This window comes from Halorubrum distributum JCM 10118, assembly GCF_000337335.1.
In the GTDB taxonomy this organism is placed as follows: Archaea; Halobacteriota; Halobacteria; order Halobacteriales; family Haloferacaceae; genus Halorubrum; species Halorubrum distributum.
In genome coordinates this window covers 164,794-179,082 of the sequence record NZ_AOJN01000049.1, presented here as the reverse complement: position 1 = coordinate 179,082, position 14,289 = coordinate 164,794, and the positions used below count along the sequence as shown (strand labels likewise).

Below are 14,289 nucleotides of genomic sequence, written 5' to 3'. Positions count from 1 at the left end.
TATCGCCTCCGGAAGAGAATATCTCACACGATCTTTCGGCCGTTTTCTCCGGCCGTTTCCGGCCGGACTTATACGTCGGGGCCGTCAATCGCCGGCCATGACACACGGACATGCGACGGGGGACCGCCGATGACGACACAGACGCTTCACCCCCGAGTTCAGGTCGTGTGGGTCCTCCGCGCGGTGCTGCTCTCGGCGCTCGTCACCGCGCCGTTCGTCGGCGGCGCGTACCTCGAATACCTCCCGCGGTGGGCGCCGGTCGCCGTCGGGGCCGTCGTCCTGACGCTCACCGTCGCGCACGCGCTGCTCCGCTACCGCCGCTGGAGCTACGAGATCCGCGAGGACGCGATCTACCTCGACCGCGGCGTGATCACGCAGGTCCGGACGACGGTACCGCTGGTGCGGATCCAGCACGTCGACTCCCGCCGCGGCCCGATCGAGCGGACCGTCGGCCTCGCCTCCTGCGTGGTGTACACCGCCGGGTCGCGCGGCGCGGACGTGCGGATCCCCGGGCTGACACCGGACGGCGCGAGCGACCTCCGCGAGGAGCTGAAGCGGTTGGCGATCCGCGCCGACGGGGAGGACGCGGTGTGAAGTTAGCGCCGCAGTCGGTCCCGTACCGCGCGCTCCAGAAGGCGGCCGGGACCGCCGTCGCGCTGTTCGTGATCGTGAACAGCGGCGGGTTCGGCCTCCCGCTCGCGGTCGGCGGCGGGGCCGCGATCCTCCTCGTGATGCTCGCCTACGAGGTCGCGTACTACCGCCGGTTCGAGTACGTCCTCACGGAGGACACGCTCGACATCTCCTCCGGCGTCATCTCCCGGCGCGAGCGCGAGATCCCGTACCGGCGGATCCAGAACGTCGACGTGAGCCGCGGCGTGCTCCAGCGCGCGATCGGCGTCGCCGCGGTCGATCTGGAGACCGCCGGCGGCTCCAGCACGGAGGGGTCGATCCGCTTCGTCACGCCCGCGGAGGCGACGCGGCTCCAGCGCGAGGTCCAGCGACGGAAGTCGGCGAGCGCGCGGGCCGAGGACGCCGGCGACGGGACGGCGACGGACGCGGTCGGGGGCGGCCGCGACGACGCGTTCGCGCCCGACGAGGAGGAGCTGTTCGCCATCTCGCCCGGCGAGCTGGCGCTGGTCGGGGCGCTGTCGTTCGACGGGCGCCTGATCGGCCTCCTCGCCTTCCTGAGCTCCGGGTCGTTCCCGGTGCTGTCGAGCTTCCTGCCGGAGACGTCGGCCGCCGCGCTCACCGCGACGGCGTTCGTCGGCGTCGCGGCGCTGTTCATCGCGTCGTGGCTCATCGGCGCGGGCGTCGCCTTCTCGAACTACTACGGGTTCCGGCTCTCGCGGGCCGGCGACGAACTGCGCTACGAGCGCGGGCTGTTCCGCCGGTACAGCGGGTCGATCCCGACCGAGAAGGTCCAGGCGCTGCGGATCACCGACAACCCCGCTAAGCGAGCGCTCGGCTACGCGAGCCTCTCGATCGAGACCGCGGGGTACGCCCCCGGTCAGGGGTCGGAGTCCGGCAACCAGTCCGCCGTGCCGATCGCCGCGACCGACCGCGTCTACCGGCTCGCACACGAGATCGAGTCGTTCGGGTCGCCGGATTTCAACCGGCCGCCCAAGCGGATCCGGTGGCGGTACGTCATCCGGTACGCGATGATCGTCGGTGTGCTCACGGCCGTCGCGTACGGCGTGGACTGGTACGTCTCGCCGTCGCTCCCGTGGTACGGCGTCGCCGCGCTCCTCCTCGCCGTGCCGCCCGCGGCGCACCTGAAGTGGAAGCACCGCGGCTACTGGGTCGGCGAGGACCACCTGCTCACGCGGAACGGGTTCTGGAGCCGGACGGTCGCCGTCGTCCCGTACTACCGGATCCAGAACGTGATCGACAGCCGCACCGTGTTCCAGCGCCGGTGGGGCGTCGCGACGATCGTCGCCGACACGGCGGGGACCAGTTCGCTGACCGGCAGCGACGCCGCGGCCGTCGACTTCGAGGTCGGCGAGGCCGAGGCGTTAAAGGAGACGCTCACGGAGCGCCTCGCGACCGCCGTCGCGGAGCGGCGGAGCGAAGGGACAGACTCCTTCGAGTGGATCGACGACGACGCGGAGGGAGACGGGAGCGTCGGAGCCGCCGAGGGCGTCGAACGCGATGAGCGGACCGGAGCGAAAGGGAGCGTCGAAGGCGACGAACGGACCGGAGCGAAAGGGAGCGTCGAAGGCGACGAACGGACCGGAGGCGACCAGACCGGCAGCGACGGTCCCGTCGAGGACGCGGTCGTCGACGCGGAAGCCGACGGCGCGACGACGGAGGAACCCCCAGACGAAGAGCCAGAGATACCCGACGACGGCGTCGTCCGTCCGGACTTCTCGCCGAGCGACCGCGACTACTCGGAGCCCGCGGAGCGGATCGACACGGGCGGGTACGCGGTCGACCAGAACCCGTCGGATGCCGACGTGGCGCACGGACCCCGGGCCGACGAAGCAGGCGACGCAGACGAGACAGAAGACGACGGCGACGGAAACGGAACCAACGGCGACCGCAACGAGGACGAACGGGCGGACGCTGACGACGCCGGCGGTGGCCCCGAGAACGGCGACCCCAGTTCGCGACCCTGACCGTCGCGGCGGGCGGCGCTACTCGTCGAGCAGCTGCTGAGCGATCGTGTTGCGCAGGACCTCGCTCGTGCCTTCGTAGATCTCCGAGAGCTTCGCGTCGCGGTAGAAGCGCTCGGCGGGGAAGTCCTTGGTGTAGCCGTAGCCGCCGTGGATCTGGATCCCCTCGTTGGCGACCTCGCGGGCGATCTCGGAGGCGTACAGCTTCGCCTGCGCGGCCTCCTTGATGTAGTCCTCGTCGCGCATCTTCAGGTCGGCGGCCTCGTGCATCAGCAGCTCCGCGGCGCGCGCCTTCGTGTCCATGTCCGCGAGCTTGTGCTGGATGGCCTGGAAGTCCGAGATCGGGCGGTCGAACTGCTCGCGCTGCTGGGCGTAGTCCTTCGCCTCGTCGAGCGCGGCGCGCGCGATCCCGACCGACCGGGCCGCGATGGTGATCCGGCCGCCGTTGAGCGTCTTCAGCGCGTGGACGAACCCCTCGCCCTCCTCGCCGAGCCGGCGCTCCTCCGGGATCCACATGTCGTCGAACCGGAGCTCGGCGGTCGGACACCCCTTGTCGCCGAGCTTGTCCTCCGTCCCCTCGACGATGAACCCGTCGTCCTCCTCCGGGCGCACGACGAACGACGAGATGCCCTTCCGTCCGGCGTCGGGGTCGGTCTTCGCGAACAACGTGACCGTGTCCGCGACGGAGCCGTTCGAGATCCAGAGCTTCCCGCCGTTGACGAGGTACCCGTCGCCGTCGCGCTCGGCCGTGGTCGACATGGCGGGCACGTCGGAGCCCGCCTCGGCCTCCGAGAGCGCGAACGCGCCGATGTCCTCGGCGGTGTTCAGGGCGGTGAGGTACTCCTCCTTCTGGGCCTCGTCCCCGAACTCGTACAGCATGTTACCGGCCAAGGAGGTGTGGGCCGCGACGACGGTGCCGAGCCCGCCCGAGCCGCGGGAGATCTCCTCGAGCCCGATCGCGTAGCTGTGGTAGTCGAGCCCGGCGCCCTCGTACTCGACCGGGAACGGCATGCCCATGAGGCCGAGGTCGGCCATCTCCTCGACGAGGTCCGCGGGGAACTCGTCGGTCTCGTCTATCTCGGCCGCGCGGGGGACGACCTCTTCGTCGACGAACTCCGCGACCGTGTCGCGGATCTGACGCTGCTCTTCGGTGAGCGTGAACTCCATGCCGTGGCGTTCGGCCGGGCGGACTTAGCCGTTTTCACACGGTTGTACACGGGCCGACGGTTCGTCGGAGGGGACGGGCGCTTCGTCGTGCGATTTCGGCGGCTCGGCCGAGGAACGACGCCCGACCGCCGTTCCACGAGGCTTTTTATGCGTTGTGCCGTAAACACTGGCAACTGAATGAGCGGACGAGAACACGCCCCCGGCGAGGCCGACCTCGCGTGGTGTCACGAGGCGGTCCAGGGGGTCTCGCGGACCTTCGCGCTGACGGTCGACGTGTTAGAGGAACCGATGGCCTCGCAGATCTGCGTCGGCTACCTCCTCTGCCGCGTCGCCGACACGGTCGAGGACGCCGGGCACATCCCGCCGGACGCCCAGAGCGACGTGTTGCGGACCTACCGGCGGGCGATCGACCCGGACGACGAGACCGACATCGGCCAGTTCCGCGAGGCGGTCGACGAGTGGCTGCCCGCCGAGCGCGACGACGACTGGACCGTCGTCGCCGAGGCGCCGACCATCGCCGCGACGTTCGAGGAGCTCGACCCGGAGGCCCAGGCGGCCATCGTCCCGCCGGTGCTGGAGATGGTCGACGGGATGGCGATGTTCGTCGACCGCCACGCCACCGAGGGCGGGCTCCGCATCGACGACCGCGAGGAGTTAGAGCAGTACTGCTACTACGCGGCCGGCACCGTCGGCAACCTCATCACGAACCTGCTCACCCGCGAGGACATCGGCGAGGAGCGCGCGGAGCGCCTGCGGGAGACCGCCGAGGAGTTCGGACTCCTCCTCCAGCTCGTGAACGTCTCGAAGGACGTCTACGACGACTACACCGAGGAGAACAACGTCTACCTCCCCGCCGAGTGGCTGGAGGCCGAGGGGGTCGACCAGGAGCGCGTCGTCCACCCCGAGAACCGCGAGTCGTCCGCGCGCGTCGTCGACCGCACCGCCGACTACGCCCGCTCGTTCCTCGACGACGCGCAGGCGTACCTCGAGACGATGCCGCTCTCGAACGGCAACACGATGGAGGCGTGGACCGTCCCGTACCTGCTCGCGGTCGGCACCCTCCGCGAGCTCGGGAGCCGCCCGGAGGACGCGCTCACCGAGACGGGCGTGAAGGTGTCCAGACAGGAGGTGTTCGCGGTGATGTCCGCCGCAAGCGACGTGGGGCGCGACTCGCTCGCGGAGCTCCGGCAGACCATCGCCCGGACCCCGTTCCACCGCGCTGTCGGATCGGCCGACTGAAGCGCCGCCGGTCGTCGCCGGTTCCGCACCGCCCGTTTCTCATCGCCCGTTTCTCACAGCCGCGACCGCGCCCGCGACACCGCCGGGACGCGTACGCCGATCGTCTCCCCGAGCGCCTCGGCTGCGCTCAGCAGCCACTCGGCGCGCTCCACGCGCGAGTCTAGGTCACCGGGACCGATCCGATACCGCTCGACGAGCTCCTCGACGGTCGCGCCGCCGATCCACTCGTCGAGGATTCGCGCGGTCTTCACCGACTCCAGCCACCCCTCGAAGTCGTCCGGCTCCGTCATGTCCGTGGTGAGGTGCGCGGCGTTCGTCCGGGCGAACTGGTAGACGTCGGCGCGCTCGGCGTTCCCGAGGTAGGTGTCTTGCATATCCGGCGTATCGCAGATCACCTCGAAGGCCGTGAGCGTCGTCGCGTCCGATACGTCGGCCGCCGCCCGGAGGCCGGCGACGATCCGCTCGCCGGTCTCGGGGCGGACGTACTGCTTCGAGGTCGTCTCGCCGACGGCCGTCGCGACGAGCCGGTAGTCCTCAACGCCGCCCGTCTCCCGGGCGACCATCCCGGCCGCGACGAGGTCGTCGACCGCGACGGCGACCGCATCCGCGAGGCCACCGGCGCCCGTCTCCCGCGCGTAGAACGTCCCCTCGAACACGTCGAGGATCTCCGACTCGGTCGCCGCGAACCCCGTCGCGACCGCCGCGAGGACGTGCGTCCGCAGCGCGGCCGGGTCGGCGAGCTGCGACTCGACGGCCTCGGGCTCGCCCTCGACGTACCGCTCGTGAACCTCGTCGCGCGTGTCCGCGTCGGCGACGAGGACCGCCTCGCCGTGCGGGTCGAGCCCCGGGCGCCCGGCGCGGCCGCACATCTGGTGGACCTCCAGCGTCGGGATCCACGACATGCCGCCCTCGCCGTACCGGCGCTGGTCGCGGACGACGACCCGCCGGGCGGGCACGTTGATGCCGGCCGCCAGCGTGGGGGTGGCGCAGATACAGGCCACGTCGCGCTCGCGGAACGCCGACTCGACGACCCCGCGGTGGCCCGAGCGGAGCCCCGCGTGGTGGAACGCGACGCCCGCGCGCAGGCAGTCCGCGAGCTGTCGGCCGGTGAGCGTGCCGTCCACGTCGGTGGCCTCCTCGGCCGCCGCGGCGGCCGCGTCCTCGACCCCGAGCTCCGCGGCGAGGCCGTCGTCAGCGAGCCGCTCCGCGAGGTCGACCGCCTCGCGCCGGGACCGGACGAACGCGAGGCACTGCCCGCCGTCGGCGACCGCGTCGGCGACCAGCGCGGCCGTGACCTCGGTGGGGTCGTTCGCGTCGCCTGCGTCGCCCACCTCGCCTGCGTCGCCTCCCTCGTCTCCCTCGCCGTCGGCTCCGTCAGCGATGGAGTCGACGTCGACGGAGAGGCTCGTTCCGTCGTCGAACGCGACTTCGCCGCCGACCGCGACGCCGGTCCGGAGTTCGACCGGTCGCCACTCCGACTCGACGAGTTCGGCGTCGAGCCAGTCCGCGATCGCGTCGGGGTTGTCGACGGTCGCCGACAGCGCCACCGTCTGAAGCTCTGGGTTCCGGCGGCGGAGCGTCGCCAGCGTCACTTCGAGCGTCGGCCCGCGCCGCTTCGCGCCGAGCAGGTGGACCTCGTCGACGACGACGCAGGCGAGCTCGTCGACCCACGAGGCGCCGTTCCGGATCGCCGAGTCGACCTTCTCGCTCGTGGCGACCACCACGTCGTTGCCAGCGAGCGCCTCGCCCGTGGCGTCGAAGTCGCCGGTGGAGATGCCCACGTCGACGCCGGGCAGCGCCGCGAACGTCTCGTACTTCTCGCGGGCGAGCGCGCGGAGCGGGCAGACGTACAGCCCGGGGCCGTCCGCCGTCAGCAGCGCGATCTGGGCGATAAACGTCTTGCCCGACGCGGTCGGCACGGCCGCGACGACGTCGGCGCCCTCGCAGACGCCCGCCTCGACCGCCGCGCGCTGCGGCGGGTACAGCTCGCGCACGCCGCGCTCGGCGAAGTGGTCGACGACGGGCTGAGACAGCGGCAGGTCCCGGACGCGCATGTAAACACGGCTTCGGCTCGATCGGTGATAAAGAGTCGGCGGCGTTCCCCTCGCCCGGTTCGGTCGCGGGCTACCCGTCGGTGTCGAAGTCTTGGAAGAGCTTCTCGTAGTCCTCGTCGTCGGTCGCGACCGCGTCGCGCGACTCGTCGGCCCGCTCGCGGAGCTCGGCGATCCGCTCCGTGAGCCGCTGGTACTCCTCGTTGTCCGCGAGGTCGCTAGCGCTCTTCTCGGACTCAAGCATCGCCTTCTTCGAGGTCAGCGAGAACAGCTCCTGGACCTCCGTATCGTACTCGCCGCGGCGCAACAGTCCTTCCACCGTCTCACGAAGCGTGTCGCTCGTGACGGGCTTGACGAGGTAGTCGTCGAACCCCATCTCCAGGATGTCGAAGTCGGGCTCGACGGCGGTGACCATCGCGACCCGACAGTCGATACCGCGGTCGCGGACGGCGGTGAGGACCTCGTCGCCGGAGAGGCCGGGCATCCGACGGTCGAGGAGTATCGCGTCGACCTCGTCGTCGGCCTCGTCGAGCTGGTCGAGCGCCTCGCGGCCGCCGTACGCGGTTCGGACGCGGTACTCGTCGCCGAGCCAAGCGGCGTACAGGTCGGCCAAGTCGGGTTCGTCCTCGACCACGAGGACCAGCGGCGGTTGCTCACTCATGGATGACGGGAGCGAGGGGGTGTTCGCTCACACGTTTCGTCTCGCCGCTGGCTATATTAAAATACCTCTTCGACGCGCAGCGGGATCGGTCGCGCCGTGGGGGTCGGGTCCGATCGCGGCCGCCCGAACCGGCCGTTCGAGTTACTCGTCCGGGTTACTCGTCTGGGGTATCCGTCCGTGCTACTCGTCCGGGCTGTAGTTCGGCGCCTCGTCCGTGATCATCACGTCGTGCGGGTGGCTCTCGCTCTGCCCCGCCGAGGAGACGCGCACGAACTCCGCGCGCTCGTGGAGGTCGGGGACGGTCTCCGCGCCGACGTATCCCATCCCGGAGCGCATCCCGCCGGTGAGCTGGTGGAGCTCCGACGCGAGGCTCCCCTTGTACGGGGTCGCCGCCTCGACGCCCTCGGGGACGAACTCCTCGTCCTCCTGCTCCTCCTTGAGGTAGCGGTCGCCGCCGCCGGACTTCATGGCTCCGACCGAGCCCATGCCGCGGTACTGCTTGTACTTCTTCCCCTGCATCGTGATGACGCGGCCGGGGGCCTCGTCCGTGCCGGCGAAGTACGAGCCGAGCATCACCGCGTCCGCGCCGGCCGCGAGCGCCTTGATCGCGTCGCCGGAGTACCGGATCCCGCCGTCGGCGATCACGGGCACGCCGTGCTCGGCGGCGACGTCGGCGACCTCCGCGACGGCGGTCATCTGGGGCATCCCGGCGCCGCTGACGACCCGCGTCGTACAGATCGAGCCCGGGCCGATGCCGACCTTCAGCCCGTCGGCGAAGTCGACGGCGGCCTCTGCGGCCTCGCGCGTCCCCACGTTACCGACGACGACGTCGGCGTCAACGGTCGCTTTGATCGCCTCCGCGGAGTCGAGCACGTTGAGGTTGTGGGCGTGCGCGCAGTCGATGAAGATGACGTCGACGCCGGCCTCGTCGGCGGCGACGGCGCGCTCCTCCTCGAAGGGGCCGACGGCGACCCCGGCCAGCAGCCGGCCGCGGTCGTCGCGGGCGGCCTCCTCGTGCTCGCGGCGCTGGAGGATCCCCTGCATCGTCACCAGTCCGACGAGCCGCTCGTCGCCGTCCACGATGGGGACGCGCTCGATCTTGTGGTCGTACATCAGTTCGAGCGCCGCGCGCGCCTCGACGTCCTCCGTGGCGGTGATGACCTCGTCGGTCATCGCCTCGCGGACGGCGTCGTCCTCGCCGACCTCGAGGTACGGGCGGATGTCGGTACCGGAGATGATACCGAGGACGGCGTCGCCCTCGTCGACGACGGGGGCGCCGGAGACGCCCTGTCGCTCCATCACGGCGTCCGCCTCGCTGACGGTGTCGTCCGGCGAGACGGTGACGACGTTCTCGCGGCGGATGACGAGCTCGTGGGCGCGCTTGACGCGCTCGACCTCGGCGGCCGTCTCCTCGACGGTCATGTTGCGGTGGAGGACGCCGAGGCCGCCTTCGCGGGCCATCGCGATCGCGAGGTCGCTCTCGGTGACGGTGTCCATCGCCGCCGACAGCACGGGGACGGTGAGCTCGACGTTCCTCGACACCCGCGTGCTCAGGTCGGCGTCGTCGGGCTCGACCCGACTCTCCTTGGGGCGGAGCAGCACGTCGTCGAACGTCAGCGCTTCCGGAACCTCGAGCTTCGCTGAGAATCGGCCAGAATCTGTCGCCATATAATCCGTCATGAACGGCCGATGAAAAGCGTTGCGAGACGGCACGGACGTGGTGGTTGATCACATCCGAACTCGTATTGTATACACAATCGTGGGTTTTTATCTGCTCAAGCCCGCTCGCGCGAGCGCCCTCGGTCGGAGCCCGCCATCCGACCCCGGTAGCCGAGGGAGAGAACCCGAAAGCCGAGAGATGATCGGAGAAGATCGGAAAGCGTCGACGTATCGTCGTCGAAGTCCGGAGTTCGTCGTCGATCCTTCGTGTCGTGCGGACACGTCTCACACAACCTTTAACGCGACCGAAACACGTATATCTGGTATGGACTCCGACAGTCCCGTGAACGCGCGCATCGCCGGCCAGCCGAACGCCGACCTCGGCGTCCGCTTTACAGCCGGCAATCCGCGCAAACCCTTTACATGGGCTCGTCGGACCCCCCGCGGCGTGGACTCCGCGTGCCGGTCCCCGGACCATCGCGAGTCGCACGCGTCCCACCGCCACCCCGCCGGTCAGGGCTATCGTCCCTAAATGAGCACGTCACGTCACCCGGTCGCCCTGCGGCTCGAACAGCAGGTCGGGAGCGCGACGAAGCTGCTCGCGACCGTCATGGCCCTGCCGCTCGTCGACGGCATCTTCCCCGCACTCGTTGTCGCCGGCGTCCTCGGTTCCGCGACGGGCGTCGTCGAGACCGGCATCCTCATCTTCGGCGGCTCCGCGACCGCCGCGGTGATCCTCGCGGAGATGGACGGCTCCCGCCGGGAGATGGCGGCCTCGATCCTGCTGATCGGCGCGGTGATCATCCCGATCGCCGCCGTCGAGGCCGCACTCGCGCCGACGCTCCAAGGACTCCTCGATCTCCCCGTCTTCGAGCGGTTCGCCGGGCTCGTCATCCTGACCGTCGCCGCCAAGACCGCCAGCTCGGAGGTCGGCGAGTACCTGCCGAGCCCGGGCGTGATCATCGGGCTCGGGCTCGTCGCGAGCTTCGATCCGTCGGGGTTCGCGCTGCGGACCTCGACCGAGTACGTGGTCAACGGGACCGCGGCCGCCGCCGTGGGCGTCGGGTTCGCGCTGTCGATCGCGCTGCTGTCGCCGCACCTCCGCGGTCGCGTCGACATCGACCGGTTCCGGTTCGGTTCCGCGGTCGCGCTGGGCGTGCTCGCGCTGCCGATCCTGCTCGGCCCGTTCGACTTGATGCAGACGGACGCGCCCATCGCGCTCGCGGTGCTCGCCGTGACGACCCTGTTCGCGTACGACCCGAACTCGGACGGCGTGGCGGGCGCCGCCGACGGTGACGCGCCCGGTGACGACGCGCCGGACGACGGCGAGTCGGTCGACGAGGCGGACGCGTCGGACGCGGACCCGACCGACGGCGGCGAAGAGCCCGCGGAGTCGCCGAGCGATCCCCCGCTCGACGCGCCGCCAGAGGGGCCCTCCCCCATCGTCGACGACGACGTCGCAGTCCTCGCGAACGGCGGCGAGGGGCGCGAGACCGACGACGACCCGGACCCGTTCACGGACGACGACTCCCGCGCGCCGTGGCTGTAGTTCCGGGATAATCGACCGCGGGCCCCGGCGCGTTCGACGCGCGTCGGTCGGCGGTCCGCGTCCCGCGCGTGTCGCCGGGGTTTAGGTACTCGACCCCGAACGGCAGGTATGTCGAACCGCGTCGTTCAGGGGCGGATGGTGACGCCCGAGAAGCTCGCAGAGCTGGTCGAAGGTGAGTCGGTGCTGGAGGCCGAGTCGATCACGGACGCCGACCGCGACTGCCCGGAGTGCGGCGGCGACGTCATCTCGGTCGGGTACATGCCGAGCGTGACCGAGTTCGTCACCGGCTACAAGTGCCAGGACTGCGACTGGAGCGCCGACGACCGGGAGTAGCGCCGGTCTCCGTCCGTTCCGCACGCCGCCGGCGCGGACCGATATTCGCGGGACCGGGAGCGCGTCGCCGTCCCCCGAACGCCCTCGATCGAAACCCCTTTATCCGCGTTTCGGCAACGGTCTGATGCGAGATCACGCGGGGCTGTGGCCAAGCCAGGCATGGCGACTGACTCCAGAGGCTTGCGCCCGGGACGACACTCCAGACTGATATACCGAGCGGCCGACTGATCATCGGTCGTGTTGACGACCCTCTGGAGTTCCGAGGCGCACCGGAGATATCAGTCGATCGGGGGTTCAAATCCCTCCGGCCCCATAGCGGTCTTCACTCTAACGTATCACTTCTTAGTAATAGGTATTCGAGGAAAAACACGTCCGTAGCCGGAGGTGTCGGCGCGTGAGCCTCGGCTACTCCGGGAGCTTCACCGCCGAGAAGGACCGCGAGTTCTTCTGCGACACCTGCGGCGCGCGGTGTACCCGCAGCATCAACGGCGACCTCGAGTACGGCCACCTGGTCGGCTGCCCGCATCGTCCCGACGATTTCAAGATCGGCACCTCCGAAGGCCGGCGTTACCGTCCCGACGAGGGCTCAGACGGGGGTGCGTCAGCGTGAGCGACGACGACCCCGGTCACGCGAGTTCGCTCGCGGAACAACTCCGGCTCGCGGAGGAGAACGGGAACCTCCCCGACGAACTGGCAGATGACCGGGAGGACGACGAGACTGAGGAGGCGGAAGATGTCGAGTGAACGGGCCACCGCGCCCGGCGTGGGCCACGTCGGCCCGCTGCTCTCGGCGCGCTGTACGGGGTGCGGAAAGACCTCGGAGAAGCGGACCGCCGAGATCGTCGGTGACCGCTCCAGCGGCTCGTTCCAACACGTGTGTCACTCCTGCCAGAGAGTCACTTGGTGGAACGTCCTCGAGCTCGTCGAGGCCGACGCGGGAGGTGGCCGATGACGGGGTGCCCACACCCCACGCAGCGCCGGAGCGGCGTCTGTCAGATGTGCGCGGTCGAGCAAAAGTTCGACGGCGTCGACCTCGACAAGGGCGACTACGAGTGTCCCGAGTGCGGGGGGAAGACATCCGGCGAAGACGTCGTCTGCTACAAGTGCCGGGGTGGGTCGACGTGAGCATCGACACGCCGACCACTCCGGAGGCCGGGATCGGCACGCTCCCGGACCCGCGGATCGAGGACCGCGTCGCACCGCAGCCGGCCGCGCACGGAGCCGCCGTTCAAGCCGTCTTCAACGACGCGGGTCGCGACCTCGCGCTCTACTCGGCCGTTCACCAGCTGTGGTACGACCTCGTCGGAGATCGCGACGAGGAGCCGGGGATCGCCGCCGAGGTCGATCACCGGGAGCTGTCGTGGCTCGACGCGCCGACGCCCGGGCGAGAGTGGGTCGTGAAGCTCACCTCGTCGCGCTGGAAGGCCGGTACCGGCTCGGGCGACGACTACTCGGCGTACTACAAGTACGACCTCACGCTCCGCGAGCGCGACGAGGACGGGGACCTCTACAAGACCGGGAAGGCGTGTTCGCTCCGTGTGATCCCGCAGTTCGAGGATCTCAACTACAAGGACGGCGAGCCGCTCACGCTCCAGTACGACGAGGGCTCGCTCGTGCGGTGTTCGACGACGTGGGCCGACACGGCCGCCGAGGTCGAGGGGCGGATGCTCGACCTCCTCGAGGTCGTCCTGGACGTCGACCGCGGTCGCCTCCTCGCGGACCGGAACGCCGACTCGCGTCGGCTCACTAAAGCCGAGGCACACCACCGGTTCGACATCGGATGGAAGCGGCAGGTCGTCGAGGTCCTGGATCAGACTCGGGAGCTGATCGCCTACGGCGGTCAGTCCGAGATCGAGGCGCACCAGCGCCGACAGCGCGAGGGTTACCTGGAGGCGCTCCTCGACGCCGACCGCTGGCACCTCCTCGGGTTCGAGCGGACGTCCTACGACATCGAACTCAAGTGCTACCAGGCCGCGGGGTGGGCGGAGTTCCCGCGCGAGGACCCGGCGCACCACCCGAAGCTCGAGGCGTCGTTCGCCGGCGTCGACGGCGACGGAGCGCTCCCGCATGTCGACGAGTGGGACGAGGTCATGTCGGTGCTGCGGTCGGTCGTCTCGGCGCACCTAGAGTGGGCCGGGGTCGGTCGCGACGAGCTGATCGCCGACGACTATCAGGCGGGACCGGCGAGCCCGGAGTACCGGTACAAGCACCCGGGCGGCCGTCGTGAACAGCTCCGGGAGCGCTACGAGGCCGTCGGGACGGAGATCCACCGCGAGGCGCTGAAAGCGAACACGCAGGCCGTGTACGACATCCTCCGCGTGGTCGCGACCGAGTCGGGCGCGTCCTACGACACGCTCGAGGAGCGGACCGGGCTCGCCCGCTCGACGATACGGTACCACGTGTCCCGGCTCGTCGACGTCGGGATCGCGGAGAAGGTCGGGAACCCCGTGCTGGTCGTGTTCCCGAGCCTCGCCGTCCTCGACGAGGCCGAGGAGATCCTTCGGCGGATCTACCCGGACGACCAGGTCGACGACATGATGGACCGCGCGGAGGCTCGACGCGAGCGCCGCGAGGAGCGCGAGGACCCGACCGCGGTCGGTGACGACGACCAGGAGGACAGCGACGACCAGGACGACGCCGGCGACGGAGATCGCGGACGTCGTTCGGAGTGGGCGTACTTCCAGGACCTCACGCTCGAGCCGCACCAGCTGGCGACAGCGCTCGAGAAGGAGTACCTGGAAGGTGACGAGGTCCGCGTTCGGACCGATCGGCGAGACTGGGTCGAGTAACGGCGCTCGACGCGCCTCGGTTCGCCGCGGTCGGTAGCTTCGGCTCTGTTCTTTCGCGCGTTCTGAGGCCTCGATCCGCGCCTCTTGTCCCTCGACGTCGACGACCAGGCGGCTCGATCGGCGTCGATCATTCCGCTTCCGCAGTTACGCCCGCGAACAGAGTGGATTTTAAAACATAATGGTTGTTAACTCCTATCCGCGGATCGTGTCTCTCGTGGTGTCGAGCGTC

The 14,289-nt window shown here is 70.1% G+C and carries 14 protein-coding genes and 1 tRNA gene; 11 read left to right on the top strand and 4 right to left on the bottom strand.

From position 1 onward, the window contains the following. Positions 1 to 129: 129 nt before the first annotated feature. Complete coding sequence (locus C466_RS09815; RefSeq protein ID WP_004596341.1) at positions 130 to 594, top strand: PH domain-containing protein; 465 nt, start codon at positions 130 to 132, stop codon at positions 592 to 594. Next, positions 591 to 2,615, top strand: a complete 2,025-nt coding sequence (locus C466_RS09810) for a PH domain-containing protein (RefSeq protein ID WP_004596343.1) — start codon at positions 591 to 593, stop codon at positions 2,613 to 2,615. Before C466_RS09815 ends, C466_RS09810 begins: the two co-directional genes overlap by 4 nt. 18 nt (positions 2,616 to 2,633) lie before the next feature. On the opposite strand, the gene C466_RS09805 is transcribed toward C466_RS09810, so the two are convergent. Further along, positions 2,634 to 3,779 (bottom strand): acyl-CoA dehydrogenase family protein, encoded by a 1,146-nt coding sequence (locus tag C466_RS09805; RefSeq protein WP_004596345.1) that lies wholly within the window; start codon positions 3,777 to 3,779, stop codon positions 2,634 to 2,636. 177 nt (positions 3,780 to 3,956) lie between these two features. Here C466_RS09805 and C466_RS09800 point away from each other — a divergent pair, with 177 nt between their 5' ends. Then, complete coding sequence (locus tag C466_RS09800; RefSeq protein WP_004596347.1) at positions 3,957 to 5,018, top strand: phytoene/squalene synthase family protein; 1,062 nt, start codon at positions 3,957 to 3,959, stop codon at positions 5,016 to 5,018. A 53-nt stretch (positions 5,019 to 5,071) separates the two neighbouring features. Here the strand turns inward: C466_RS09800 and C466_RS09795 are convergent, their stop codons facing one another. The 3 genes from C466_RS09795 to guaB all read right to left on the bottom strand — a co-directional run bounded on the left by C466_RS09795 (position 5,072) and on the right by guaB (position 9,398). Further along, positions 5,072 to 7,072 carry a DEAD/DEAH box helicase gene (locus C466_RS09795; RefSeq protein WP_004596349.1) on the bottom strand — a complete coding sequence of 667 codons (2,001 nt, stop codon included), beginning with the start codon at positions 7,070 to 7,072 and terminating at the stop codon, positions 5,072 to 5,074. Positions 7,073 to 7,142: 70 nt separating this feature from the next. Continuing rightward, positions 7,143 to 7,730 (bottom strand): HalX domain-containing protein, encoded by a 588-nt coding sequence (locus C466_RS09790; protein ID WP_004599777.1) that lies wholly within the window; start codon positions 7,728 to 7,730, stop codon positions 7,143 to 7,145. Between the two features lie 180 nt (positions 7,731 to 7,910). Beyond that, a complete protein-coding gene (gene guaB, locus C466_RS09785; RefSeq protein WP_004596354.1) occupies positions 7,911 to 9,398 on the bottom strand; it encodes an IMP dehydrogenase in 1,488 nt (495 codons plus the stop codon). Positions 9,399 to 9,921: 523 nt separating this feature from the next. Here guaB and C466_RS09780 point away from each other — a divergent pair. From C466_RS09780 to C466_RS09755, 8 genes are all read left to right on the top strand, one after another. Continuing rightward, positions 9,922 to 10,938 carry a DUF5794 domain-containing protein gene (locus tag C466_RS09780; protein WP_004596356.1) on the top strand — a complete coding sequence of 339 codons (1,017 nt, stop codon included), beginning with the start codon at positions 9,922 to 9,924 and terminating at the stop codon, positions 10,936 to 10,938. Positions 10,939 to 11,046: 108 nt separating this feature from the next. After that, on the top strand, positions 11,047 to 11,271 hold the full coding sequence (locus tag C466_RS09775) for a DUF5795 family protein (RefSeq protein ID WP_004596358.1): 225 nt from the start codon (positions 11,047 to 11,049) through the stop codon (positions 11,269 to 11,271). A 138-nt stretch (positions 11,272 to 11,409) separates the two neighbouring features. Next, a tRNA-Trp gene (locus C466_RS09770) sits at positions 11,410 to 11,584 on the top strand. Positions 11,585 to 11,665: 81 nt separating this feature from the next. Continuing rightward, on the top strand, positions 11,666 to 11,881 hold the full coding sequence (locus tag C466_RS09765) for a hypothetical protein (RefSeq protein ID WP_004596360.1): 216 nt from the start codon (positions 11,666 to 11,668) through the stop codon (positions 11,879 to 11,881). Then, complete coding sequence (locus C466_RS16795) at positions 11,878 to 12,015, top strand: hypothetical protein (protein ID WP_160163042.1); 138 nt, start codon at positions 11,878 to 11,880, stop codon at positions 12,013 to 12,015. The genes C466_RS09765 and C466_RS16795 overlap by 4 nt, the downstream gene beginning before the upstream one ends. Then, complete coding sequence (locus C466_RS09760) at positions 12,005 to 12,223, top strand: hypothetical protein (RefSeq protein WP_004599776.1); 219 nt, start codon at positions 12,005 to 12,007, stop codon at positions 12,221 to 12,223. The genes C466_RS16795 and C466_RS09760 overlap by 11 nt, the downstream gene beginning before the upstream one ends. Continuing rightward, a complete protein-coding gene (locus tag C466_RS16790; protein ID WP_160163043.1) occupies positions 12,220 to 12,396 on the top strand; it encodes a hypothetical protein in 177 nt (58 codons plus the stop codon). Before C466_RS09760 ends, C466_RS16790 begins: the two co-directional genes overlap by 4 nt. Then, positions 12,393 to 14,060, top strand: a complete 1,668-nt coding sequence (locus tag C466_RS09755) for a winged helix-turn-helix domain-containing protein (protein WP_239641213.1) — start codon at positions 12,393 to 12,395, stop codon at positions 14,058 to 14,060. Before C466_RS16790 ends, C466_RS09755 begins: the two co-directional genes overlap by 4 nt. The last annotated feature ends 229 nt before the right edge of the window (positions 14,061 to 14,289 follow it).